24 protein-coding genes and 1 pseudogene are annotated in these 23043 nt (G+C 57.1%); 20 read left to right on the top strand and 5 right to left on the bottom strand.

Annotated elements, in window-relative coordinates:
* Positions 1-15 precede the first annotated feature (15 nt).
* The 17 genes from NM10_RS13770 to rpoN all read left to right on the top strand — a co-directional run bounded on the left by NM10_RS13770 (position 16) and on the right by rpoN (position 15924).
* The gene (locus NM10_RS13770; RefSeq protein WP_256378957.1) at positions 16-165 is read left to right on the top strand and encodes a hypothetical protein; all 150 of its coding nucleotides are present in this window, start codon (positions 16-18) and stop codon (positions 163-165) included.
* Positions 166-488: 323 nt separating this feature from the next.
* Entirely contained in the window at positions 489-740 is a 252-nt protein-coding gene (locus NM10_RS04585) for a TM1266 family iron-only hydrogenase system putative regulator (RefSeq protein ID WP_020310431.1), read from the top strand.
* A gap of 9 nt (positions 741-749) precedes the next feature.
* Complete coding sequence (locus tag NM10_RS04590; protein ID WP_020310432.1) at positions 750-1505, top strand: nucleotide-binding protein; 756 nt, start codon at positions 750-752, stop codon at positions 1503-1505.
* A 2-nt stretch (positions 1506-1507) separates the two neighbouring features.
* Positions 1508-2812 carry a nitrogenase component 1 gene (locus NM10_RS04595; protein WP_036201012.1) on the top strand — a complete coding sequence of 435 codons (1305 nt, stop codon included), beginning with the start codon at positions 1508-1510 and terminating at the stop codon, positions 2810-2812.
* On the top strand, positions 2809-3843 hold the full coding sequence (locus tag NM10_RS04600) for a nitrogenase component 1 (protein WP_020310434.1): 1035 nt from the start codon (positions 2809-2811) through the stop codon (positions 3841-3843). Before NM10_RS04595 ends, NM10_RS04600 begins: the two co-directional genes overlap by 4 nt.
* 1 nt (position 3844) lies before the next feature.
* The gene (locus tag NM10_RS14430) at positions 3845-4000 is read left to right on the top strand and encodes an acylphosphatase (protein WP_020723998.1); all 156 of its coding nucleotides are present in this window, start codon (positions 3845-3847) and stop codon (positions 3998-4000) included.
* Positions 4000-6096 carry a carbamoyltransferase HypF gene (hypF, locus tag NM10_RS04605; RefSeq protein WP_239639608.1) on the top strand — a complete coding sequence of 699 codons (2097 nt, stop codon included), beginning with the start codon at positions 4000-4002 and terminating at the stop codon, positions 6094-6096. Before NM10_RS14430 ends, hypF begins: the two co-directional genes overlap by 1 nt.
* A gap of 274 nt (positions 6097-6370) precedes the next feature.
* On the top strand, positions 6371-6580 hold the full coding sequence (locus tag NM10_RS04610) for a HypC/HybG/HupF family hydrogenase formation chaperone (RefSeq protein WP_020310435.1): 210 nt from the start codon (positions 6371-6373) through the stop codon (positions 6578-6580).
* A complete protein-coding gene (gene hypD, locus NM10_RS04615) occupies positions 6580-7638 on the top strand; it encodes a hydrogenase formation protein HypD (protein ID WP_020310436.1) in 1059 nt (352 codons plus the stop codon). The genes NM10_RS04610 and hypD overlap by 1 nt, the downstream gene beginning before the upstream one ends.
* Positions 7631-8635, top strand: coding sequence for a hydrogenase expression/formation protein HypE (hypE, locus tag NM10_RS04620; protein WP_020310437.1), 1005 nt, complete (start codon positions 7631-7633; stop codon positions 8633-8635). Before hypD ends, hypE begins: the two co-directional genes overlap by 8 nt.
* A 14-nt stretch (positions 8636-8649) precedes the next feature.
* Positions 8650-10005: a nitrogenase component 1 gene (locus tag NM10_RS04625; protein ID WP_020310438.1), complete on the top strand. Its 1356-nt coding sequence runs from the start codon at positions 8650-8652 to the stop codon at positions 10003-10005.
* A complete protein-coding gene (locus NM10_RS04630; protein ID WP_239639612.1) occupies positions 9993-11228 on the top strand; it encodes a nitrogenase component 1 in 1236 nt (411 codons plus the stop codon). The genes NM10_RS04625 and NM10_RS04630 overlap by 13 nt, the downstream gene beginning before the upstream one ends.
* Positions 11229-11240: 12 nt before the next feature.
* Complete coding sequence (locus NM10_RS04635; RefSeq protein WP_020310440.1) at positions 11241-11987, top strand: nucleotide-binding protein; 747 nt, start codon at positions 11241-11243, stop codon at positions 11985-11987.
* A gap of 16 nt (positions 11988-12003) precedes the next feature.
* A complete protein-coding gene (hydF, locus tag NM10_RS04640) occupies positions 12004-13200 on the top strand; it encodes a [FeFe] hydrogenase H-cluster maturation GTPase HydF (RefSeq protein ID WP_020310441.1) in 1197 nt (398 codons plus the stop codon).
* 80 nt (positions 13201-13280) lie between these two features.
* Complete coding sequence (locus NM10_RS04645; RefSeq protein WP_020310442.1) at positions 13281-14540, top strand: aspartate ammonia-lyase; 1260 nt, start codon at positions 13281-13283, stop codon at positions 14538-14540.
* A gap of 92 nt (positions 14541-14632) precedes the next feature.
* Positions 14633-14920: an RNA polymerase sigma-54 factor gene (locus NM10_RS04650; RefSeq protein WP_020310443.1), complete on the top strand. Its 288-nt coding sequence runs from the start codon at positions 14633-14635 to the stop codon at positions 14918-14920.
* On the top strand, positions 14878-15924 hold the full coding sequence (gene rpoN / locus NM10_RS04655) for an RNA polymerase factor sigma-54 (protein WP_020310444.1): 1047 nt from the start codon (positions 14878-14880) through the stop codon (positions 15922-15924). The genes NM10_RS04650 and rpoN overlap by 43 nt, the downstream gene beginning before the upstream one ends.
* A gap of 3 nt (positions 15925-15927) precedes the next feature.
* Here rpoN and NM10_RS14435 read toward each other — a convergent pair whose 3' ends face one another.
* The 3 genes and pseudogenes from NM10_RS14435 to NM10_RS04660 form a co-directional block, all read right to left on the bottom strand.
* Positions 15928-16173: a helix-turn-helix domain-containing protein gene (locus NM10_RS14435; RefSeq protein WP_020310445.1), complete on the bottom strand. Its 246-nt coding sequence runs from the start codon at positions 16171-16173 to the stop codon at positions 15928-15930.
* Between the two features lie 33 nt (positions 16174-16206).
* Positions 16207-16332, bottom strand: a pseudogene (locus NM10_RS15260) (hypothetical protein); the annotation flags it as partial.
* The gene (locus NM10_RS04660) at positions 16307-17809 is read right to left on the bottom strand and encodes a sigma 54-interacting transcriptional regulator (RefSeq protein WP_020310446.1); all 1503 of its coding nucleotides are present in this window, start codon (positions 17807-17809) and stop codon (positions 16307-16309) included. The gene NM10_RS04660 and the pseudogene NM10_RS15260, both read right to left, overlap by 26 nt.
* 209 nt (positions 17810-18018) lie before the next feature.
* Between NM10_RS04660 and iorA the strand changes: the two genes are divergently transcribed.
* From iorA to NM10_RS04675, 3 genes are read left to right on the top strand one after another with little or no spacing between them, the layout of a single operon-like run.
* Complete coding sequence (gene iorA / locus NM10_RS04665; RefSeq protein WP_020310447.1) at positions 18019-19800, top strand: indolepyruvate ferredoxin oxidoreductase subunit alpha; 1782 nt, start codon at positions 18019-18021, stop codon at positions 19798-19800.
* Between the two features lies 1 nt (position 19801).
* Complete coding sequence (locus NM10_RS04670) at positions 19802-20383, top strand: indolepyruvate oxidoreductase subunit beta (protein WP_020310448.1); 582 nt, start codon at positions 19802-19804, stop codon at positions 20381-20383.
* An 11-nt stretch (positions 20384-20394) separates the two neighbouring features.
* Complete coding sequence (locus NM10_RS04675; RefSeq protein ID WP_020310449.1) at positions 20395-21732, top strand: acetyl-CoA hydrolase/transferase family protein; 1338 nt, start codon at positions 20395-20397, stop codon at positions 21730-21732.
* Positions 21733-22170: 438 nt separating this feature from the next.
* On the opposite strand, the gene NM10_RS14440 is transcribed toward NM10_RS04675, so the two are convergent.
* Entirely contained in the window at positions 22171-22416 is a 246-nt protein-coding gene (locus NM10_RS14440) for a hypothetical protein (protein WP_239639610.1), read from the bottom strand.
* A 121-nt stretch (positions 22417-22537) separates the two neighbouring features.
* The coding region (locus tag NM10_RS13250; protein WP_020310450.1) for a UPF0236 family transposase-like protein at positions 22538-23043 on the bottom strand (506 nt) is incomplete at its 5' end.

The following is a 23043-nucleotide window of genomic DNA, read 5'->3' on the forward strand; positions in this document are numbered from 1 at the left end:
CCACTCCTCCTGGGCATCGACCGCCTCCTCGACATGATCCGCACGATCTGCAACGTCTGTGGCAACTGCATGGCTACGGTCGTCGTCGCCTGCTGGGAAAAGGAATTGAACAAGGCCACGTTCAATGAAAAGTACCGCGCTTTTTTGGGCGGAAAAAATAGGTGAGTATTCGCCAAAGTAGACTAAATCTGTTATAATAATAGGGTAAATAAGTGCTCCGTAAGGATTGCCTGACGGAAAACTTCATCTATGAAGCAACCGTGCTCCTCTGCAAAGACTTGACTGCGCAGATGAGGCGAAAGCACAATTATCCGAAGGGACTGTCGCACGGAGGCTTCTGCCATCATGCGTGGTCCCTTTTGATTATAGTTTGTAGATGAGGGCTTTCAATTCAAAGACCTTCACTAAAAACTACAAACTGGAAACTTAAAACTCAAAAAGGGGCGTCGCACGTGCGACAGCCCCTTTTTTCTTTAGGAGGTACGAATATGGAAACGAGAGTCGCTTTAATCGGTATTATCGTAGGGAATCGCCAGGAATCGACTAAATTAAATGAGATCCTGCATGAATATGGCCAGTATGTCGTCGGCCGCATGGGGGTCCCTTATAAGGATAAGGATATCAACGTCATCAGCCTCATCGTCGATGCGCCGCAAGACGTCATCAGCGCTTTGTCGGGGAAATTAGGGATGCTCCCGGAAGTCAGCACCAAGACGATTTACCCGCCTATGCCGCAGTAGGAGGCGCGTATGCTGAAAATTGCGATTTACGGCAAAGGCGGCATCGGGAAATCGACGATGACCAGTAATCTGGCCGCTGCCTTCGCCTATTTAGGCAAGAAAGTCATCCAGATCGGCTGTGACCCTAAGGCCGATTCGACGTTCAATCTGCTCGGCGGCCATCCCGTCCAGCCGGTCATGAATTATCTGCGGGAACACGACGAAGATCCAGAATCCATCGAGGATATTTCCCGCATCGGCTATGGCGGTGTCCTCTGTATCGAAACGGGCGGTCCTACGCCGGGCCTGGGCTGTGCCGGCCGGGGCATTATCGCCACTTTTTCTCTGTTGGAAGATTTAGGCCTCTTTGAAAAATATGAGCCCGACGTCGTCCTGTACGATGTCCTGGGCGACGTCGTCTGCGGCGGCTTTGCAGCGCCTATCCGCGAAGGCTATGCGGAACAGGTCCTCATCGTCACATCGGGCGAAAAAATGGCTCTCTACGCAGCCAACAACATCAATACGGCTGTGGCCAATTTTGCCGACCGCAGCTATGCCAAGGTCCGGGGTATCCTCCTCAACCGCCGCAACGTCCCCGACGAAGAAGCGAAGGTCCGGGCCTTTGCCGAAAAGGCTCACCTTTCCATCGTCGGCGACATTCCCCGCAGCGACGACATCAACCGCTATGAAGATCTGGGCCAGACCGTCATCGAAGGCGATCCGGACCTGCCTATCAGCCATATCTTCCTCGATTTGGCCCAAAAATTATTACAAGACAAGGAATGATTATGACAGAACGAAAACCTTATGCTATCACCGTGCAGGACCTGGTGACGCGCGGCCGCGATGATATCCCGGCTGAACTCGTCACGTCGACGCACCTCATCTATAATTCTCCGGCTGCTCTGGCCTTCAACTCGCCTGGGGCCCAGGGCTTCGGCGTCAAACGGGCAGGCCTGTCCATTCCCGGATCGGTCATGCTCCTGGTCGGACCGGGCTGCTGTGGCCGCAATACGACGATCCTCAGCGAAATGGGCGGGTACAGCGACCGTTTCTTCTTCTATATCATGGATGAAACGGACATCGTCACGGGCCGCCATCTGAAGAAAATCCCCCAGGCCGTCTGTGAAGTCGTCGACAGCCTGGCTGAAAAGCCGTCAGTCGTCATGATCTGCATGACCTGTGTCGACGCCCTTCTGGGGACCGATATGGAACGGGTCTGCCGCAAAGCCGAAAAGGAAGCGGGCCTGCCCGTCGTGCCCTGCTACATGTACGCTCTGACCCGGGAAGGCCGCAAGCCGCCGATGGTCGACGTCCGCCGGGCCATTTATTCGCTGCTGGAAAAACAGCCGCGCCGCCGCCGGACGGTCAATCTCCTGGGCTATTTCGCGCCCTTGCAGGACGATTGCGAGTTGTACGACATCCTGAGAGGCGTCGGCTTTAATCAGATCAATGAGATTTCCCGCTGTCCCGACTTTGCCGCCTATAAGGCCATGTCCCAGGCCAACGTCAACATCATCCTCAATCCGGAAGCGCGCCTGGCTGCCCAGGATATGGAAAAGCGCCTGGGTATTCCCAGCATCGAACTGACCCGTCTCTACCAGGTCGCCCAGATCCACAAACAGTATCAGGCCCTGGCTCAGGTACTGGGGACGACCATCGATGACAGTGCCTGGCATGAACGGGCCCAGGCCGTCGTTCGGGCTGTGCGGGAAAAATGCAGCGGCACGACCGTGGCCATCGGCGAGATGCAGAACGGCAACGCCTTTGAAATGGCCCTGGCCCTGACCCGCTACGGTTTCGTCATCCGCGAAATCTACGCCAACCTGGGGCCGGACGATTTCGTCTACCTGCGCCACCTGGCCCAGCTGAGCCCGGATACGCAGGTATACTCCAATTTGTCGCCGTCCATGCTCTATTACCGGGGACAGGACCATCCTGTCGACGTCACCATCGGCAAAGATGCCGCATATTATCATGAACAGGCCGCCCATCTCTCGTGGGATGAAGATATCCAGCCCTTCGGTTATGCCGGAGTCATTTCGCTGTTACAGCGGCTGGAGCAGGCCTTGTTGGAAAGGAAACATCCATGAAAGGTTTATGGAAATATATTTCACCCTTTGCACCGGACGACTCCGGCGCGGCGGCCGTCCTCTACGGACTGAACGGCATCGTCGTCATTTGCGATGCCGGCGGCTGTGCCGGCAACATCTGCGGTTTCGATGAACCGCGCTGGTTCAGTGGGAAAAAGAGTGCCGTCTTCAGTGCCGGCCTGCGCGATATGGACGCCATCCTCGGCCGCGACGACCGCCTGGTCGATAAACTCTGCCAGGCTGCCGAAACGATTGATGCCGACTTTGCCGCCATCGTCGGGACGCCGGTCCCGTCGGTCATCGGCACAGACTATAAGGCCTTGAAGCACATGGCTGAAAAGAAGCTGTCCATCCCAGTCGTCACAGTCGATACGACGGGCATGGATTACTACGACAAGGGCATCGAAAAGGCCTACGACGCCTTATTCCCGGTCCTGGCCGACTCGTCGCAGCAGGCCGAAGCCGATACAGTCGGCGTCCTCGGCGCTGTTCCCCTGGAACTGATGCACCCTGGCGATATCGAATGGATCAGCCAGTCCCTGGTCGAAGACGGCTGGCAGCAGATTCTCTTGTTCGATGAAATCGACGATTACCGCAAGGCCGGCAAGGCCTCCCTCAATCTGGTCCTTTCGCCGGCCGGCCTGAAGGCCGCTCAATATCTGCAGAAGACCTTCGGGACACCTTATGAGCTCCATTACTTCGGCCTCGATGCCGTCGTCGATTTTGACGACAATCTCTTTTCTGGCAAGAACGTCCTCATCATCCATCAGGCTGTCGCTGCCTCGGCTATGGCCGCCATGGCCGAAGAAGCCGGTGCCGCTTACGTGACGACGGCTTCGTGGTTCATGGGGCTCCCTGAGCCGCAGGGGACGGACTGCGTCCGGCTCCGTGAAGAAGACGACCTGCGCCGCCTGGCCGACAACGACCAGTTCGACATCATCCTCGGCGATGCCTATTTCCGCCGGGCCTTGCCGAACTTCCATGGCCAATACGTTGATTTTCCGCATTTTGCCGTGTCCGGGAGGGGATAAGATGCATACGGAACGGATTTGTGTCTTTGGCATCGTCCAGGGCGTCGGCTTCCGGCCCTTTGTCAGCCGCATCGCGGCGGCTCATGCCATTCACGGGACGGTCTGCAATAAGGGCTCTTATGTGGAAATCCTGGCCCAAGGTTCCCCGGCGGCCTGATGGCCTTCCACGATGATTTGGAAAGCAAGGCGCCTGAACGGTCGGCTATCCTGAAAGTCGTCACGACGACGGAAGACCGGCCGCCGTACGAGAATTTTTCCATCGTCGAGAGCGCCAGGGAAAAAGGCGATATCTTCGTGTCGCCGGACATTGCTATCTGCGATGCCTGCAAAGCGGAGCTCTTCGATAAGACCAACCGCCGCTATCTCCACCCCTTCATCAACTGCACGGCCTGTGGCCCGCGGCTGACCATCCTCGATGCCATGCCTTACGACCGCGAACGGACGAGTATGGGCGAGTTCCCCATGTGTCCCCAGTGCGAATATGAATATACCCACGCCGAAACGCGGCGTTACGATGCCCAGCCGGTCTGCTGCAACGACTGCGGTCCGGAAGTCTATCTCCTGGACCGGCCCGAACGGCGCCGTCTGGCCATCATTGCGGCCAGACAGGCGATTATTGATGGAAAAATCATCGCCGTCAAGGGCATCGGCGGCTTCCATCTCTGCTGTGATGCCCGCAATGAACAGGCTGTCCAGACCCTGCGTCAGCGCAAGCGGCGGCCTGTGAAGCCCTTTGCCGTCATGATGAAGGACCTCGACGCCGTGCGCCGGCAGTGCATCATTCCCGACGGGGCGGAAAACGTCCTCGACGGCCATCAGAAGCCGATTATCTTACTGCCCAAGAAAGGCAGTCAGACCCTGGCGCCGTCCATTGCGCCGGGCAATCCGTCTGTCGGCGTCATGCTGCCCTATACGCCGCTCCATCTGCTGCTCTTTACTTATGACGACGGCCTCGCCGTACCGGATGCACTGGTCATGACCAGCGCCAATGAGTCCGGTGCGCCTATCTGTCACGATGACGACGAAGCGCGGCAGGAACTGTCCGGCCTCTGCGACCTCATCCTGAGCCACAACCGCCGCATTCGCCTGCGGGCTGATGATTCGGTCATGGACTGGTATGACGGCAAGCCCTATATGATACGCCGCTCTCGGGGCTATGCGCCGCTGCCTTTCTTTTATGGAAAGGGAAGCGGCAAGGATGTCCTGGCTATCGGTGGGGAATTGAAGAACTGTTTCTGCATCGGCCGCAATCACCTGTTCTATCCTTCGCCGTACATCGGCGACATGGCCGATATACGGACTGTCGAAGCCTTGCGCCAGTCCATCCGGCGCATGACGACGCTCCTCGAAGCCAAGCCGTCTGTCGTCGCCTGCGACCTGCACCCGCGCTATAACACGACGGCCGTAGCCCATGAACTGGGCCTGCCCGTCGTCGCCGTCCAGCATCACTATGCCCATATCCTGTCCTGCATGGCTGAAAACGACTGGGAAGAACCGGTCATCGGCATCGCCTTTGACGGTACCGGCTACGGGACAGACGGGACGATTTGGGGCGGCGAAGTCCTGGTCAGTGACGTCCATGGCTTTCAGCGGTCTGCGTCAATCCAGCCTTTCTGGCAGCGCGGCGGCGACGCATCGGCCCGCGAGGGCTGGCGCATTGCCGTCAGCCTCATCGACAGCTTGCAGAAGGACCGGAGCCAGGCGGCGTCCATGATCGAAGCCCTGCACCTTTGCAGTGAAGCCGAACGGCAGGCCCAGTTCTTCCTGGCTGACCAGCAGATCAACAGCGTCTTGTCGACCAGTGCCGGCCGCCTCTTCGACGGCATCAGCGCTATCTTGGGGATTTGCCGGGCTTCGACCTTTGAAGGCCAGGCGTCGATGGCCCTCCAGTTTGCCGCTGAGGCCTGGGAAAAAGACCGTCCCGCACCGGATGTGACGCCCATGGCGCCCATCCATGGCCAAGAGCGGCTGCTCCTGCCGACGGGTGTCCTGGTCCGGCAGATACTGGAAGGCCGCCTGGCCGGAGAAGCGGCCGGCTGCCTGGCCTATGCATTTCATCGGGGCCTGGCCGCCATGATTGCCGGGGCCTGCCTGGCCGTGCAGGAAGAAACGGGACTGCACGCCGTGGCCCTGAGCGGCGGCGTCTTCCAGAACCGCCTGCTCCTGCGCCTTTGCGACCAGACCCTGCAGCACCTGGCTTCACCGTCCTCAAGCACAGCACGGTCCCGCCCAACGACGGCGGTATCGCCTTAGGACAGGCCGTTCACGCCGCATATACGTAGGGGCCGCCTGGAAGGCGGCCCGCAGGCCGCAGGTCGCAGGTCGCAAGGCTCCCCTGATAGGGGAGCTGGCCGCCGTAGGCGGTCTGAGAGGTTGCCCGTCCGGACTGATGGTGTACACGTCGTGCATGTATTCGTAGGCCCGCAAGGCTCCCCTGATAGGGGAGCTGGCCGCCGCAGGCGGTCTGAGAGGTTGCCCGTTGTTCGATGAACGAAATTAATTGATTATACATAAAGGAGGAATTATCATGTGTGTAGGGTTACCGGCACGTGTTATGAAAATACAGAATGGAATGGCTCTCGTCGATGCTTCCGGTGCTAAACGGGAAGTATCGGCAGCTCTTATCGACGAACTCGATCCTGGCGATTACGTCATGGTCCACGCCGGCATGGCTATCGCCAAGATTACCGATAATGATGCCGACGAAACAGACGATATCCTGGAGGACCTGAACTGATGGCAGAAGCAAAGAAGCGGACGGCCCTGGATATTATCCGCAGTTATGACGGGCCGAAAATCCGCATTATGGAAGTATGCGGGACCCATACGCATGAAATCTTCCGCCAGGGCATCCGCCAGATCCTGCCGCCCCAGGTCGACGTCATCTCCGGGCCGGGCTGCCCGGTCTGCGTCACGCCTGTCGGTTATATCGACCAGGCCATCTGGCTGGCCCTGGAAAAAGGCGTTACGATCTGCACCTTTGGCGACCTCGTGCGCGTACCGGGCAGTACGATGAGCTTGGCCGATGCCCGCAGTCAGGGAGGTCATGTGGAAATCGTCTATTCGCCCCTCGACGCCTATGATTATGCCAAGGCGCATCCGGACGAAGACGTCGTCTTCCTGTCTGTCGGCTTTGAAACGACGACACCGCCGTCGTGCCTGGCTGTCAAGCAGGCCGTCGCCGACGGGATGACGAATTTTTCCCTGCTCACGGCTAACAAGACCATGCCCATGGCCTATGAAGCCATGAAGGACAGCGCCGACGCTTTCCTCTATCCCGGCCACGTCGACGCCGTCATGGGGACCCGCTCTGGCGAAGCCATGCTGAAAGAAGGCGTATCCGGCGTCGTCGCCGGCTTTACGGCCAAAGAACTGCTCACGGCCTTTGCCGTCATCCTGGTCAAATTCCCTCAGGGGAAGCCCTTCTTCAAGAACTGCTATCCCCGTGTCGTCAAGGCTGAAGGCAGCCCGGCCGCTCAGGCCCTGATAAAAGAAGTCATGGAACCGTGCGATTCGGAATGGCGCGGCTTAGGCGTCATCCCCCAGTCGGGCCTGCAGCTGCGGCCTGCCTTTGCAGTCTGTGACGCCCGCAAGAAATACGGCGTGCCGGCTATGGAAGGGCGCGCCAATCCGGCCTGCCGTTGCGGCGATATCCTGCAGGGGAAATGCACGCCGCCCCAGTGCCCGCTCTTTGGCAAGGTCTGCACGCCGGAACATCCCGTAGGGGCCTGCATGGTTTCCCACGAAGGGGCCTGCTCGGCTTATTATTTATATGGAGGCAATTTACATGAGTGATGTCATTACCTTAGCCCACGGCGCCGGCGGCAAACAGACTGCCGAACTCATCGACCGTGTCTTTAAAGCTCATTTTTCCAATCCCCAGTTCACCGGGGACGACGCCGCTGTCCTGCCCATCGGCGGGACTAACCTGGCTTTTACGACAGACGGCTTCATCGTCTCGCCGCCGGAATTTCCTGGCGGCAATATCGGCAAACTGAGCATCTGCGGGACCGTCAACGACCTGTCCTGCATGGGTGCCAAGCCCTTATATCTGTCGTGTGCCTTCGTCATCGAAGAAGGCTTCCCCCTGGCTAAAGTCGAAGAATATGCGGCGGCTATGGCCAAGACGGCGGCTGAAGCCGGTGTGCGCATCGTCGCCGGCGATACGAAAGTAGCCGGGAAAGGCCAGGTCGACCACCTGTTCATTACGACGACGGGTATCGGCCAGATCGTAGACGGCGTCCATACGTCGGGGACCCTGGCCCGTCCCGGCGATGCTGTCATCGTCAGCGGCGACGTCGGCCGCCATGGCTGCACGATCCTCCTGGCCCGCAACCAGTTCGGCATCGATGCCGATGTGACCAGCGACTGCGCGCCTTTATGGGGGACTGTCGAAGCCATGCTGGATACGACCAAGGACATCCACGTCATCCGTGATGCGACCCGCGGCGGTGTCGGTACGGTCCTCTATGAAATCGCCGGCCAGAGCCACGTCGGCATCCACTTGGACAGCCAGGCCATCCCGGTCGACCCGGCCGTCCGCGGCGTCTGCGGCATGCTCGGCCTGGAACCGCTTTACCTGGCCTGCGAAGGCCGGCTGGTCATCTTTGCGCCCAAAGCCGTAGCCGGCGATATTGTCGCCACCCTGCGCCAGGGCAAATATTCGAAAGATGCGGCCATCATCGGCGAAGTTACAGCCGACCAGCCCGGCCGGGTCATCATGCGTACGGAAATCGGCGCGGAAACGCTGCTGCCGCCGCCAGGCGGTGAACTGCTGCCGCGCATCTGCTAAGGAGGAGGGAGAGCATGATTTACGAAAATGAAATTCATTCACCCCAGGTGCCGCGGTATCACGTCACACCAGACGGCGCCGAAGTCGCCATCAGCCAGGCGTCGTTTCCCAAGCCTTTCCACATCGGCCTGAAATATGCTTCGCCAGCCCGGGGCCATTGGACCATTGCCCATTCGCCCATGCTCATCCCTGGCTGCCACGAAGTCTACGTTTGCTGCGCCTGCTGCCTTCACGGCGTCGTCTTGTCGGCTGATGAAGTCCCGGACGGGGCCGGCCGCTTCTCTACCGTCACCTTGACGAACGAGAACCTGATAAAGGGCAACCTGGAAGAAATGATGATCGACGGCATTTCCCATATCATCGACGATATGCCCGAGCGGCCGAAGTGCATCGAAGGCTTTACCAGCTGTATGCAGCACTTCCTCAATATCGACCTGCGCGTCGTCTACGGGACGCTGCGCCAGAAATATCCCGACATCGATTTCATCGACGGCTATATGATTCCGACCCTGCAGCGGCGCTATACGCCGGACATCCTCGGCCGGCGCCAGCTCGTGCGGGCTGTCCAGCCCCTGCCGAAACAGAAGGCCGTCAATTATGTCGTCAATTACTATCCCGTCGACGAAGACAATGAATTGACGGCTATGCTCCGCCAGGGAGGCTATGCTATCCACGATTTCGCTGCCTGCCAGACTTATGAAGAATATAAGGCCATGGGTGAATCGGTGGCCAACATTTACTTCCTGGAAAATGCCGGTCCGGCAGCTCAGGATATGGGCAAGCGCCTGGACCAGCAGGCCCTGTACCTGCCCTATGCCTATGAGTACGGCCGGATGCGCCGCAACCTGCAAAAGGCGGCGGATGCCCTGGGCCTGACCATGCCCGATTGCGACGCCTATGAACAGGCTATCGAAGAAAAAGTCCAAACCCTGCGGGAACAAGTCGGTGATACGCACATCGCCATCGACTATACGGCGACGCCGCGGCCCTTGGAACTGGCTGCGTTCCTCTTGACCCACGGTTTCAACGTCTACGCCATTTATCTCGACGAAATGTCGCCTGATGAAAAGGAAACGTTCCAGTTCCTGCGGGAACAGTATCCGGACCTGTCCCTGCGTTCGACGTCGCATTTCAAGCGCCGCCTCCTGCCGCGTGACGACAGTAAGAAGTACGGGAAAGTCCTGGCCATCGGCCAGATGGCAGCCTATTTCACGGATACGAAGTATTTCGTCAATCTCGTTGAAAACGGCGGTTTCTATGGCTATACGGGCCTGTTGAAGATTTTAGATTTGATCGGCCAGGCCAATGCCGCCGAAAATCCCAAGATGCGGGATATCATTCAAATAAAAGCATGGGGGTGTCATGGTTGAAACAAGCACAACGCGTCTTATCGACGTATGCCGTCGACATGTTCGGCATTGCATCGTCGCTCTTTGAATTAGGCGGCCTCATCGTCATGCACGATGCTGACGGCTGTAATTCGACATACGATACGCACGATGAACCGCGGTGGTACGATACGCCGAGCATGGTCTACGTATCGGGCATCAATGAAATCGATACCATCCAGGGCAATGACCAGCGCCTCATCGACAATATCGCCGAAGCCGTAGAAGCGGCCCATCCCCGCTTTGTCGCCATCGGCGGCAGTCCCATGCCGAATGCCATCGGCACGGACTTCAAGGCCATCGAGCGCCTGGTAGCGGCCCGGACGGGCCTGCCGACGCTGGGCTTCCGGACCGACGGTATCCACAGTTACCTGCCCGGTGCCGGCGGCGCCTATATCTGGCTGGCCAAGACCTTTTTGAAGGCGCCTCATCGCAAGCCGCAGAAACCGGCGAAACGGGTCAATCTCCTGGGCCTGACGCCGCTGGACTTTTCCGTCGTCGGCAATGCGACGACGCTCAAGCAAATCGTCACCGATGCCGGCTTTACCCTGCAGAGTTCGTGGTCCATGGGCGATACCCTGGACACGTTGGCCGAAGCGGCCAATGCCGACGTCAACGCTGTCCTGTCGTCGACGGCCTTCTACCTGGCCCAGTACATGCGCGATACCTACGGCATCCCTTATGTCGTCGGCATCCCCATGGGTGAAAAGGGGACGGCTGACTGGCTGGAAGCCTTGCGGAACTGCGATTCGTCGTATCTCACAGGCTTTACGGGACAGGAAAAGTACATCAAAGCCCAGTATGCCCTGGCCGACCTCAACGCCTGGAAGACGGAGCCGGTCTACGCCGATACGCCCTGTGACGTCCTGGTCATCGGCGAACCGGTCTACCTCTTGTCGATGAAGGCTATGCTCCAGCAGGAAATGGGCATTTCCGACGTCCGCATGCTCTGCCCCCTTGCCGATGCGCCGCGGTGGCTCCTGGAACAGGTCGAAGTGGCCAGCGTCGAAGATGTCATCCGTCAGGAATGCCGCAAAGCCCGCCGGGTCATTGCCGACCCGATTTACGCCCGGCTGCTGCCGGATGAAAAAGAAAAATTCATTTCCATGCCCCATGAAGCCTATTCGGGACGGCATTATCACGCCGATATGCCCATCTTCGTCGGGCCGTCCTTTTCGGCATGGCTGAAAAATAAATTGACGTGAGGAGGAAGTCTTATGAGAAAATTTGCAATTTATGGGAAAGGCGGCATCGGCAAGTCGACGACGGCAGCCAACGTGTCGGCCGCCCTGTCCATGATGGGGAAAAAAGTCGTCCAAGTCGGCTGTGACCCTAAGGCCGATTCGACGCTGAACCTCCTGCACGGCCATCCCGTCACGCCGGTCATGGACTACTATCGGGAACATACAGAAGGACCGGATTTCGACCATATCGGCCGGGAAGGCTTCGGCGGCGTCTTCTGCATCGAAACGGGCGGCCCTACGCCGGGCCTGGGCTGTGCCGGCCGGGGCATCATCGCCACTTTCGACCTCATGGACGAACAGGAAGTCTTCCAGAAGCTCCAGCCTGACGTCGTCTTATATGACGTCTTGGGCGACGTCGTCTGCGGCGGCTTCTCTGCGCCCATCCGCGATGGCTATGCCGATGAAATCTTCATCGTCACGTCCGGCGAAAAGATGGCCCTCTACGCAGCGGCTAATATCATCAAGGCCGTCGAAAACTTCAAGAGCCGCGGCTATGCCCAGGTCAAGGGCATCATCCTCAACCGGCGCAATGTCGATGATGAATACGAACTGGTCAAGGCCTTTGCCGATGAACACGGCCTGCCCATCGTAGCCGATATTCCCAGAAGCAAGGAAATCCAGTATTATGAAAATAAAGGCATGACCGTCGTCGAAGGCGACCCGGACCTGCCGGTCAGCCAGATTTATCGGGAGTTAGCTCAAAAGCTGCTCCAGGTTTAGGAAAGGAGCGATATCTATGGGGATGAATGATACGCCGTCAGGCGAACGGGTCCATATCGGCTTCTTTGGCCGCCGCAATGCCGGCAAATCGAGCGTCGTCAACGCCGTGACCGGCCAGGACCTGTCCATCGTGTCGGCGACGAAAGGGACGACGACGGACCCGGTCTATAAAGCCATGGAACTCCTGCCCTTAGGGCCAGTCGTCATCATCGATACGCCGGGTTTCGACGACGTCGGCGCCCTGGGTGAAGAACGGGTGCGGCGGACAAAACAGGTCCTCAACAAGACGGATATAGCCGTCATCATCATCGACGCTGCCGAAGGGCGGACGCCGGCCGATGACGAAGTCCTGAATCTCATCCGGGAAAAGAACCTGCCTTATCTCGTCGTCTATAATAAAGCCGATCTGCTGGAGCGGCCCGGACAGGCGCAGGACCATGAAATCTACGTCAGTGCCCTGAAAGGGGAGGGCATCCATGAACTGAAAGAACGCCTGGCCCGCCTGAAGCCCGTTGAGACAGCCGCGCCCATCGTCAGCGACCTCATCCAGGGCGGCGACTTCGTCGTCCTCGTCGTTCCCATCGACACGGCCGCGCCGAAAGGGCGCCTCATCCTGCCCCAGCAGCAGACAATCCGTGAAATCATCGACAACGACAGCGCCGCCATCGTCGTCAAAGAATATGAACTGCGCCATACCTTGGACTGCCTGGGCCAGAAACCGGCCTTGGTCATTACGGACAGCCAGGTCTTTGCCAAAGTCTCGGCCGACACGCCGCTGGATGTGCGCCTGACGTCGTTCTCCATCCTCATGGCCCGGCACAAGGGCCTGCTGGAAACGGCCGTCCGCGGCGTCACGGCCATCGAAAAACTGCACGACGGCGATACGGTCCTCATTGCTGAAGGCTGTACGCACCACCGCCAATGCGACGACATCGGCACGGTCAAGATTCCCCGCTGGCTGCGCAACTATACGCAGAAGGATATCCGCATCGAAACCGCCAGCGGCCGCGATTTCCCCGACGATTTATCGGGCTATGCCCTGGTCATCCACTGCGGCGGCTGTATGCTCAACGGGCGGGAAGTCCAGTACCGCATGAAATGCGCTGCCGACCAGCAGGTGCCGATTACCAATTACGGCATCGCCATCGCCTATATGCAGGGCATCTTGAAACGCAGCCTCAGCGTCTTCCCGTATTTGCAGTCGCTGGTGTAAAATAGTTTGTAGTTTGTAGTTTGTAGTTTGTAGTTTGTAGTTTGTAGTTTGTAGGGGCGATTACTTTGGGAGGGATTCGGATGGAACACACGCGTATCGAACGCGATGTACTAGGTGAAGTGGATTTGCCGGAAAATGCGATGTACGGTATCAACACGGCCAGGGCTTTGGAAAATTTCCCCTTAGGCCACAAGCGGACGGCTATGCCGCTCATCTATGCCATGGTGACGGTCAAGAAGGCCGCCGCCCTGACCTACGCCCGCCTGGGTGTGCGCGAAGACGGGATTTACCAGGCCATTGCCGCTGCCTGTGATGCCATCCTGGCCGGTCAGTACGACGACGCTTTTGTGACCGAGGCCCTGCAGGGCGGCGCCGGTACGTCGACGAACATGAACGTCAACGAAGTCATCGCCAACGCCGCCTTGGTCATATTGGGGAAAAAGCCGGGCCAATACGACGTCATCCATCCCCTGGATGACGTCAACCGCGGCCAGTCGACGAACGACGTCTATCCGACGGCCCTGCGCATTGCCGCCATCCGCCAGCTGCGGGAGCTGAGCAAGGCCTGTGCCGACTTGCAGGAAGCCTTCCAGCACAAAGAACAGGCCTATGAGAAGACATATAAACTGGGCCGGACAGAGCTCATGGATGCCGTCCCCATGACGGCAGGCGAAGAGTTCGGCGCCTATGCCCAGGCCCTGTCCCGTGACCGCTGGCGCCTCTATAAAATCGAGGAACGCCTGCGCATGGTCAACCTCGGCGGCACGGCTATCGGCACGGCCGATACGGCGTCGCGGCAGTACCGCTACGAAGTCATCGAACAGCTGCGCCAGCTGACGGGCATCGGCCTGGCCGCGGCAGAATATCCCGTCGACCTGACCCAGAACAACGACGTCTTCGTCGAAGTGTCGGGCCTGCTCAAGGCCTTGGCCGTCAATCTCATGAAAATCGCCAACGACTTGCGCCTCATGAATTCCGGCCCTCATGGCGGCATCGGCGAAATCCGCCTGCCTGCCCGTCAGCAGGGCAGTTCCATCATGCCGGGCAAGGTCAATCCGGTCATCCCGGAAATGGTCATGCAGTGCGCCATGAAAGTCATGGCTGACGACAGCGCCATTGCCATGGCCGCCGCTCACGGCGAATTTGAACTCAATGCCTTTGAACCGCTCATCGCCGACTGCCTGCTGGAAAGCCTGCAGCTCCTCATCCGGTCAGTGCGCATCTTCCAGACGGCCTGTGTCGAAGGACTGGAAGTCCGGGAAGACTCGTGCCGGCAGCACCTCCAGGCTTCGGCTGCCTTTGGCGCAGCTATATCGGGGCCCTGGGATATGATACGGTGAGCCGCATCATCAAAGACCACGAACCGGACGAAGCCCATCGTATCTTAGAGGCTATGGTGAAAAAATAATTCTTTACGTGAAAGAGGCGTGTCATGTCGAACTTATCGTTGAAACTCGAACAGAAAGCGAAAATATTGCAGGTCCAGCGCCTGACCATCCATATGCTGGCCCTCAACGCCCAGGATCTGGCCGATTTTTTGCAGGAACAGGTGACGGACAATCCCTTGCTGGATATCCGCTATCACGATGTCCGGCCGGCCGGCGATAAGGGCGATAAGGCCATCGACAATCTCCGCAGCCGCAGTGATTCCCTGGAAGCCCGGCGGAAGCCCGGCTCATGGCCCAGCTCCGCGTCCAGTCCCTGCCCAGGCCGCAGCTGATGGCGGCAGGCCTGGTCATCGGCTCCCTCGACGATAAGGGCTTTTTCCAGGGCGACCTGGCTTCCCTGGGCACGGCTTATCATCTCACTCCGGAAGACATGAAAAAAGGGCTGGAACTCGTCCAGTCCTTTGACCCGCCGGGCATTGCCGCCAGGGATCTGCGCGAAGCCCTGCTCATCCAGACCCGGCGCAGCCGCAAGGCCCCTGCCAAGACGGAAGCCCTGCTGGCGCAGCATTATGAAGACTTCCTCCAGGGGAAATGGCAGAAAATCCAGGCTTCCCTGGCCCTGTCTGAAGCGGGCCTGCAGGCTATCCGCGATTTCCTCAAGACCCTGTCCCTCCAGCCGGCCGGCCAGATTACCCAGGAAGAAGTCTATATCCGGCCGGACGTGGAGATTTATTGCGACGAGAAAGGCCAGCTGGCCCTGCGCTCGTTGGAAGAGATACCGGATGTCTATTTTCGCGATGACTTGTATGACCAGTACGCCGCCCAGGGCGACAAGGAGACCCTGGTCTATATCCGCAAAGCCCGCCGTGATTTCAATGACCTGGCCTCGGCCCTGGCCTATCGCCATCATTCCATCGAACAAGTCGTGACCTGCCTGATGAGCCACCAGAAAGACTATTTCTTGTACCATAAGCCCTTGCAGCCCTTTCGGCAGAAAGACATCGCCGAGGAGACGAAACTCAGCACGGCTACGGTCAGCCGCGTCTGCCGCCACCGCTACGTCCTCTTTGAAGGCCAGGTATATCCACTGCAGTCCTTTTTGGCTACGGCCTATGCCGTCGATAAAGAAGATGGGGCCAGCGTATCCGATAAAGCTATCATGCGGAAAATCGCGGATCTCGTCGAAAGCGAAGATAAGGACCACCCCTATTCGGACCAGGACTTGGCCGAATATTTTGCCTCTGCCCAGATTTCCGTAGCCCGACGGACGGTGACCAAGTTCCGGCAAAAATTGAACATCCCCAACAGCCGCATCCGGCGCCGCTGGAGGCCGTAAAGGCTAAGGCCTCATCTTATTGAAAATCGTCTGCCGCGATACGTTGAGCAATTTGGCTATATCCTTCTGGCTATAGCCTTTTTCTTGCAGTTCTTCAATGAGAATCTGCTGGATCGTCTTTTCCAGGCTCTTCATGTTCAGCTGGAGGGACGCCGTATCCAGCAGGGCGTTCTTTTGGGCCTCGTCCGGGATATCGAATAAGGTATCGTAGTCATCGTCCAGAGTATCGCCAAAAATATAATAGCGCAAGGCGACGCTGTGCAGCTCGCGGATATTGCCCCACCAGTCATGCTGGATGAGGCTTTTTTTTAATGACGCCTTGAGGGGCTGCCGGCGATGGGTGAAATTTTCCAGGAAGTAAGCGAAGAGGTAGAGGATGTCGTCAGGCCGTTCGTTCAGCGGCGGCAGGTCTCAGGCGCAGGGTGTTGATGCGGAAGAACAGGTCGCGCCGGAAGCTGCCGGCCTGGACAGCGGCGATGATGTCGGCATTGCTGGCCGAGATGATGCGGATATCCAGGGGGATGACGTAGTCCGAACCGAGGCGCATGACCTGCTTCGTTTCCAGGACGCGCAGGAGCTTCGACTGGATGCTCGGCGCCATGCTGTTGATTTCATCGAGGAATATCGTCCCGTTGTGGGCCATTTCAAAGAGGCCGGCCTTGCCTTCTTTGCGGGCGCCCGTAAAGGACCCGCCAACATAGCCGAAGAGCTCGCTTTCCAGGAGGTCTGTCGGCAGGGCGGCGCAGTTGATGGCCACGAAAGGACCGTGACGGCGGTCGCTGGCATTGTGGATGCTCTGGGCAAAGAGTTCCTTCCCCGTGCCGCTCTCGCCCTGGATGAGGATGGGCGCGTTGTACCGGGCCATGACTTCGGCCTGGCGGATGACGTGCTTCATGCCTTCGTCGACGGTCTTGATGTCCTCGAAATGGTGCGTCGCCGTCAGTCCCGTCTTGGAGAGTTTGTAGCGGATATTCTTTTCCAGGCGCTGCAGTTCCGTCACGTCGCGGATAGTCAGGATGTATTGGGACCTACTGTCCATGAGGAAAAAGTCAGAATTGGCGATGAGCGTATACGGCGGCCGCTGGAGAATCGTCTCGTGGAAAGACGGGCTCGACCCTTCGGTCCAGTCGGGAAAGATGTCGCGCATGTTCTTCGTCGTCACCGGAATCCCCAGGAAGGACGCAGCCCGTTCATTGATGTGGGAAATGGCGCCGCCCTTGGCATAGAGGATGATGCCGTCTGTGACGTGGGATAAGATGGACGACATCATGGACAGCTGCTTATTGTCCTTCCTTTGAAAGACCAGGAGCTCCTGGGCGTAGAGCAGGACGGAGAGCATCGTCGATTCGCTGGGCCTGATGGAATAAATCGGCATGGGACTGGGATAGGCAATCTGGGGCAGCAGGGGACAGCCGACGATGGCCGTATCCGGCGTGACCGGAAGCTGACGGACCCGCGCTAACAGCTCTAAGTGCGTCTTATCCAGGCTGTAGCGGGGATAGAAGACGATTTTTTTGCGAAGCTCTTCCGGACAGGCATCTTTGTTGAACATGAAGTTCTCATTGAGCAGCAAGTGGATCTGCTTGTATTTCGGAGCAATAGAGCGCAGTGTATATAAGGCGTCGTTGGTCGAACTGAAAAGGCAGAGAATCGGCACGTTGTCGATGGCCTTGGTCAGTATCTGGTGGGAACCGCTGTTGGTGATGATGACTTTGGCGCCCTGGCGTATCAGGCCGCGGGCCTGGTCGATGAGATGGGGGAAGTCGATGATCGTGACTGTCGTCGTGATGTCATGGGCTTCCAGTTTATCTTTATAAATGTGCAGTATCGTATAGACAGACTGCTGCATCAACTCGTCAGCAATCAAAAAAGCGATGGTATCCATTTTCTTTCCTCCTCCGTTTCTCTTTCCATCATAAAGAAATACGAAATAAATGTAAAGAAGGTAAAAAGTATTTTACCTAATGAGCCTATCGTCGAAGGCCCTCTTCGGGAAAATGGCTTATATACCTCATGGAATGAATTGGCATGGATATTACATATAGATTAGTGAATAGATAATGAACCGATCGAACGATGGAGGAGGTATGGAGTATGAAAAAGTTATTGACCGGTGATGAAGCCATCGCCAGAGGCTTGTATGAAGCCGGCGTGTCCTTTGCTTCGGCTTATCCGGGAACACCGAGTACGGAAATTTTGGAAAATGTCGCGAAATATGATGATATGTATGCCGAATGGGCACCAAATGAAAAAGTGGCCATGGAAGCGGCCATCGGCGCCTCTATGTCCGGCGTCCGCTCTTTTGCAGCCATGAAGATGGTCGGCGTCAACGTCGCAGCCGACCCGCTGTTCACCTTTGCTTATTTAGGCATCAACGGCGGCTTTGCCTTCGTTTCAGCTGACGACCCGGGGATGCATTCATCCCAGAATGAACAGGATAACCGCAATTATGCCAAGTTTGCCAAAATCGCCATGTTCGAGCCGTCGGATTCGCAGGAATGTATCGACATGACCAAAGAAGCCTATAAAGTCAGCGAAACCTATGGCGTCCCGGTCATGATACGCATGACGACCCGCGTCTGCCATTCCAAGAGTCTCGTCGAAGAACAGGACCGCCAGGAAGTGCCGCCCGTCCTCTATCAGAAACAGCGGGAAAAAATGGATGCCGTACCGGCCATTTCCAAGAAACGCCGCTATGTCGTCGAAGAACGGGAAGAAAAATTGAAAGGTTATTCCGAAATCTGTCCCTTCAACGAAGTAGAGATGCATGATACGAAAATCGGCATCGTCGCCGCTGGGGCAGCCTATATGTATGCCAAAGAAGTCTTGGGCGACCAGGCTTCATATCTGAAGCTGGGATTTACCTATCCCCTGCCGATGCAGAAAATCAAAGCCTTTGCCGATAAGGTCGACGAACTCTACGTCATCGAAGAACTGGATCCCTTCATGGAAGAACAGATACGCCAGGCCGGGATTCCCTGCCACGGCAAGGATGTCATCCCCAAGATCGACGAGCTGAACCCCAATATCGTATCGGCCGGCGTCCTCAAGAAAGAGCAGCACGGCGTGGACGTCTCCGATTCCTGTTTCGTTCCCAGACCGCCTGATCTCTGTGCCGGCTGTCCGCACCGCGGTTTCTTCTATGAACTGGGCAAGCGGAAAGATACGGTCATGATCGGCGACATCGGCTGCTATGCCTTAGGCGGGTCGGCGCCGCTCAACGCCAAGGACCTGGCCGTCTGTATGGGCAGTGCTTTCTCCGTTGCTCACGGCTTCAGCCATGGCCTCCAGCTCAGTGATCAGAAGAAGCGGGTTGTCGCCTGCATGGGCGATTCGACGTTCTTCCATACGGGCATCAACTCCCTGACCGAAGTGGCCTACAACGGCTCCAACGCCATCTGCGTCATCCTGGACAACCGCATTACCGGCATGACCGGCCATCAGGACAACCCCGGGACGGGCTACAACATCAAAGGGGAACCGGCGACGCTCATCGATGTCGAAACGGTCGTCAAAGCCTTGGGTATCAAGAACGTCCGTACCGTCAATCCCCTGGACCTGAAGGCCATGAAAGAAACGTTGGACTGGGCCTTTGCCATCGAAGAGGAACCGTCGGTCATCATCACCAAGTGGCCCTGCGTCCTCAAGAAGTTCTCGAAAGAAGATAAAGCCCAGTTCAACCTCGACAAGACGCCTTGCGTCGTCGATAGGGATACGTGCATTGGCTGTAAGAAATGCCTTTCCACCGGCTGCCCGGCCCTGCGCTATGACAGTGAAAACAAGAAATCCAGTATTGCCCAGGCCGACTGCGTCGGCTGTACGGTCTGTATGCAGGTCTGCCCGGTTCAGGCCATTTCCAGAAAGGGGGATAAATAATATGTCAGATGTAACGAGTGTACTCTTCGTCGGTGTCGGCGGCCAGGGCACGATATTAGCCAGTAAGATCCTCACCATCGGCCTTATCGAACACGGGTACGATGTCAAGATGTCCGAAGTTCACGGCATGAGCCAGCGCGGCGGCAGCGTCAGCACGCAGGTCCGTTTCGGCAAAAAAGTCTATTCGCCCATCATCGGCGAAGGCTCAGCGGATATCCTCGTTTCCTTTGAAGAAATGGAAGCCGCCCGCTATGCCCGCTTCCTCAAGAAAGGCGGCAAGATGGTCGTCAATACGACGCAGATCCCGTCCCTGCCCGTCCTTTCCGGCGCCTGCCAGTATCCCCAGGGCATCATTGCAGAACTGAAGAAACACGTCCCCGTCCGGGACCTCGATGCGACGAAAATCGCCACCGACCTGGGCAATCCCAAGAGTGCCAACGTCGTCCTCCTGGGCGCCCTCATCGAAGCCCTGGGCCTCCATGATATCGATTGGAAGAGCATCATTGCCAAAACAGTGAAACCAGCCTTTGTCGACATCAACTTAAAAGCCTTTGACGCCGGTATGGCTGCGGCCAGACAGTGAGGTGACCGGTCATGGACGTATATCAGGAATATAAAGGGAAATGCTGTACGGCTGACCAGGCCGTGCAGGTCGTCAAGGATGGCGATTGGGTCGATTATGGCATGAGCTGTGCTTATCCGACGGCCCTGGACAAGGCCCTGGCCCGGCGCCAGGGGGATTTGAAGGACATCAAGGTCCGCAATGCCATTTCCTGCCACCCTGTAGCTATTTTGGAAGCCGACCCGGAAAACGAGACCTTTACGTATAATCTCTGGCATTGTTCCGCTATCGACCGGAAATATCTCGATGCCGGCCGGGCCTACCATGAGCCGATGCTGTTCCGCGACTGCGGCTCCTATTATACGCGGGGCTTTGCGCCGGTTAACGTCGCCATGATCACCGTAGCTCCCATGGACAGGCACGGGAATTTTTCCTTTGGCCTGACCAATGGCTGTACCCAGGAAATGCTCGACGCGGCGGAAACGATCATCGTCGAAGTCAATCCCAACATGCCCGTCGTCTTTGGCATGGGCAGCGACCACATCCACGTTTCGAAAGTCCAGGCCATCGTCGAAAGCCAGGAAGCGGTCAGCCTGGCGCCGAATCGGGAACCGAGTGCCATCGACAAGCAGATCGCCGAGAATATTTTCCCCTACCTGCACGACGGCATTACCCTGCAGCTCGGTATCGGCGGCATGCCCAATGCCCTGGGTATCCTCATTGCCGAATCGGACTTGAAGGACTTAGGCATGCATACAGAGCTCATGAGCGACGGCTATCTCAACCTGTATAAGGCAGGCAAGATTACCAACGACAAAAAGCCTTTCCAGCGGGGGAAAGGCGTCTTCTCCATTTGTATGGGCTCGAAGGAACTCTATGAATTTTTGGACCACAATCAGGATGTCCTGTCAGCGCCTATGCATTACGTCAACAATCCGGAAACCATCCGCCAGCTCGATGATTTCATTTCCATCAACAGCTGTATCGCCGCCGACCTTTACGGCCAGGTCTGCTCCGAATCGGCCGGTACGCGGCACATCAGCGGGACTGGCGGCCAGTTGGACTTCGTGACCGGTGCCTATGCAGCCGACCACGGCAAAGCCTTCCTGGCCATGCCGTCGAGCCGGGTCGATAAGCAGGGCATCCGTCATTCCAATATCCTGTCTAGGTTCACCGCCGGCGACATCATCACGACGCCGCGGACCCAGGCGCCGTACATGGTCACCGAATACGGCGTAGCCAACCTGTCTGGGCTGGCTACTTGGCAAAGGGCCGAAGCGCTGATTAACATCGCTCATCCCGATGTGCGCGAAGACCTGATCAAAGCTGCTGAAGCCCAGCACATCTGGCGGCGGAGCAACAAATGCTAGAAAGTGTCAGGATATTGAACCTCTCCCGCTTATAGAAGCGAGAGATTCTTGAGAAGTTTGATACATGGACTAACGCCTGACAGCCTATTCCAAAGGAGTTAGCTGTCAGGATATCCTTATTCTCAAAGGGCTGTCCAAAAGCCCCTTACACAGTCCCTCGAAATCGAAGTTCTGCTTACTTGAGTAGATACACATTTTGCACTTCTTTTCTACCCGTCGCGATTCGCCTATGGCGTCGTGCTGCGGCAAGGGGGAGTGCTCCTCCGAAAACGGCTCAAAGACCGTTGGTTGAAAATACTTTTTTGTTCTCGCAGAAGTTCTAACTGCTATTAATATTATACCACAAGCTCGCCATTCATCCACCACCTAAGAGGTGGGGACGGTGTCAACATATTGTGGGAATTTTTATGAATGAGAAGAAGGACCTCGGTATAAGTGTTACATAACATGCTGATAACCACCATTTTCTATGAGTCGCATCCATTCACCTGTCGAGGTGGATTCACGACCTGGCATATGAGCTGCTTTGTCAGGGATGTATGTACAATACGGCAGTTTTCGACGGCTCCATTCTTTCTTCAATATTTCTTGATTGACTTCGGGTTTCGTCGTCTGTCTATGTGCTGTGAATTGTTTCCGCGCATAGGCTTCCAGATTACCGCCATTCGCTATATAGGTGCGCATCCGGGCGATTTGTTCGGCTCCGAGGAGACTCCATCCCATACACCGGGAGCTCAGCCGGTCAGACAGTATATGGCTTACGTGTCCTTCCGTACTGCTAGCAGCATCTGGCTGGGTCAAGGCTTTATGGGGACAGAGCTTTCCATCCAGAAAAAGTACGCCGTCCGAGGAGCTTTCGGCGTCCTTGGCAGACGGGCACTTTCGTTTCATAGACATTGATCAGCTTCATCTCTTTCGCATGACCTTTTTGCATCGCTACATGGTCCTCGTCGGCTTCCACATACACCTTGTGAATCCCTGGTTTCGCTGCTGGCATCACCTCCGCCTGATTGGGAATCGTCCCTAATTTACGAATAGGCTGTAAAACACTTTGCCCACTCAAACGGGCCGGGGGCGTAAGCGCAACGGACTTACGATAACTGACATCCGCAGAACGTGTGACTAAACGAGCTCGGCAAAATGGCTCAATATGCGTAGACTTATCCAATCCCAGCCATTCATCTGACAGGTAATGATAGAAAGAATCCGTCTTGTCCTGATAATATGTCCGGGTAAAGGTAACCTCTACCCAAGGGTCGTCATGTCCGTGAGCGATGGGCTTTGACCTGATAGCGATGTTCCGGCTTGCTG

Source organism: Megasphaera sp. NM10, assembly GCF_000417505.1.
In the GTDB taxonomy this organism is placed as follows: domain Bacteria; phylum Bacillota; class Negativicutes; order Veillonellales; family Megasphaeraceae; genus Megasphaera; species Megasphaera intestinihominis.

Bases quoted from the DNA above. Each gene is read 5' to 3' on its own strand.
- hypF (WP_239639608.1), top strand. From the start codon at position 4,000: ATGGCCTTCCACGATGATTTGGAAAGCAAGGCGCCTGAACGGTCGGCT.
- NM10_RS04625 (WP_020310438.1), top strand. From the start codon at position 8,650: ATGATTTACGAAAATGAAATTCATTCACCCCAGGTGCCGCGGTATCAC.
- NM10_RS04660 (WP_020310446.1), bottom strand. From the start codon at position 17,809: ATGGATACCATCGCTTTTTTGATTGCTGACGAGTTGATGCAGCAGTCT.
- NM10_RS04590 (WP_020310432.1), top strand. From the start codon at position 750: ATGCTGAAAATTGCGATTTACGGCAAAGGCGGCATCGGGAAATCGACG.
- NM10_RS14440 (WP_239639610.1), bottom strand. From the start codon at position 22,416: ATGCGCACCTATATAGCGAATGGCGGTAATCTGGAAGCCTATGCGCGG.
- NM10_RS04600 (WP_020310434.1), top strand. From the start codon at position 2,809: ATGAAAGGTTTATGGAAATATATTTCACCCTTTGCACCGGACGACTCC.
- NM10_RS14430 (WP_020723998.1), top strand. From the start codon at position 3,845: ATGCATACGGAACGGATTTGTGTCTTTGGCATCGTCCAGGGCGTCGGC.
- NM10_RS04610 (WP_020310435.1), top strand. From the start codon at position 6,371: ATGTGTGTAGGGTTACCGGCACGTGTTATGAAAATACAGAATGGAATG.
- NM10_RS04670 (WP_020310448.1), top strand. From the start codon at position 19,802: ATGTCAGATGTAACGAGTGTACTCTTCGTCGGTGTCGGCGGCCAGGGC.
- hypE (WP_020310437.1), top strand. From the start codon at position 7,631: ATGAGTGATGTCATTACCTTAGCCCACGGCGCCGGCGGCAAACAGACT.
- NM10_RS04595 (WP_036201012.1), top strand. From the start codon at position 1,508: ATGACAGAACGAAAACCTTATGCTATCACCGTGCAGGACCTGGTGACG.
- iorA (WP_020310447.1), top strand. From the start codon at position 18,019: ATGAAAAAGTTATTGACCGGTGATGAAGCCATCGCCAGAGGCTTGTAT.
- hypD (WP_020310436.1), top strand. From the start codon at position 6,580: ATGGCAGAAGCAAAGAAGCGGACGGCCCTGGATATTATCCGCAGTTAT.
- NM10_RS04635 (WP_020310440.1), top strand. From the start codon at position 11,241: ATGAGAAAATTTGCAATTTATGGGAAAGGCGGCATCGGCAAGTCGACG.
- NM10_RS04650 (WP_020310443.1), top strand. From the start codon at position 14,633: ATGTCGAACTTATCGTTGAAACTCGAACAGAAAGCGAAAATATTGCAG.
- hydF (WP_020310441.1), top strand. From the start codon at position 12,004: ATGGGGATGAATGATACGCCGTCAGGCGAACGGGTCCATATCGGCTTC.
- rpoN (WP_020310444.1), top strand. From the start codon at position 14,878: ATGGCCCAGCTCCGCGTCCAGTCCCTGCCCAGGCCGCAGCTGATGGCG.
- NM10_RS04675 (WP_020310449.1), top strand. From the start codon at position 20,395: ATGGACGTATATCAGGAATATAAAGGGAAATGCTGTACGGCTGACCAG.
- NM10_RS04585 (WP_020310431.1), top strand. From the start codon at position 489: ATGGAAACGAGAGTCGCTTTAATCGGTATTATCGTAGGGAATCGCCAG.
- NM10_RS04645 (WP_020310442.1), top strand. From the start codon at position 13,281: ATGGAACACACGCGTATCGAACGCGATGTACTAGGTGAAGTGGATTTG.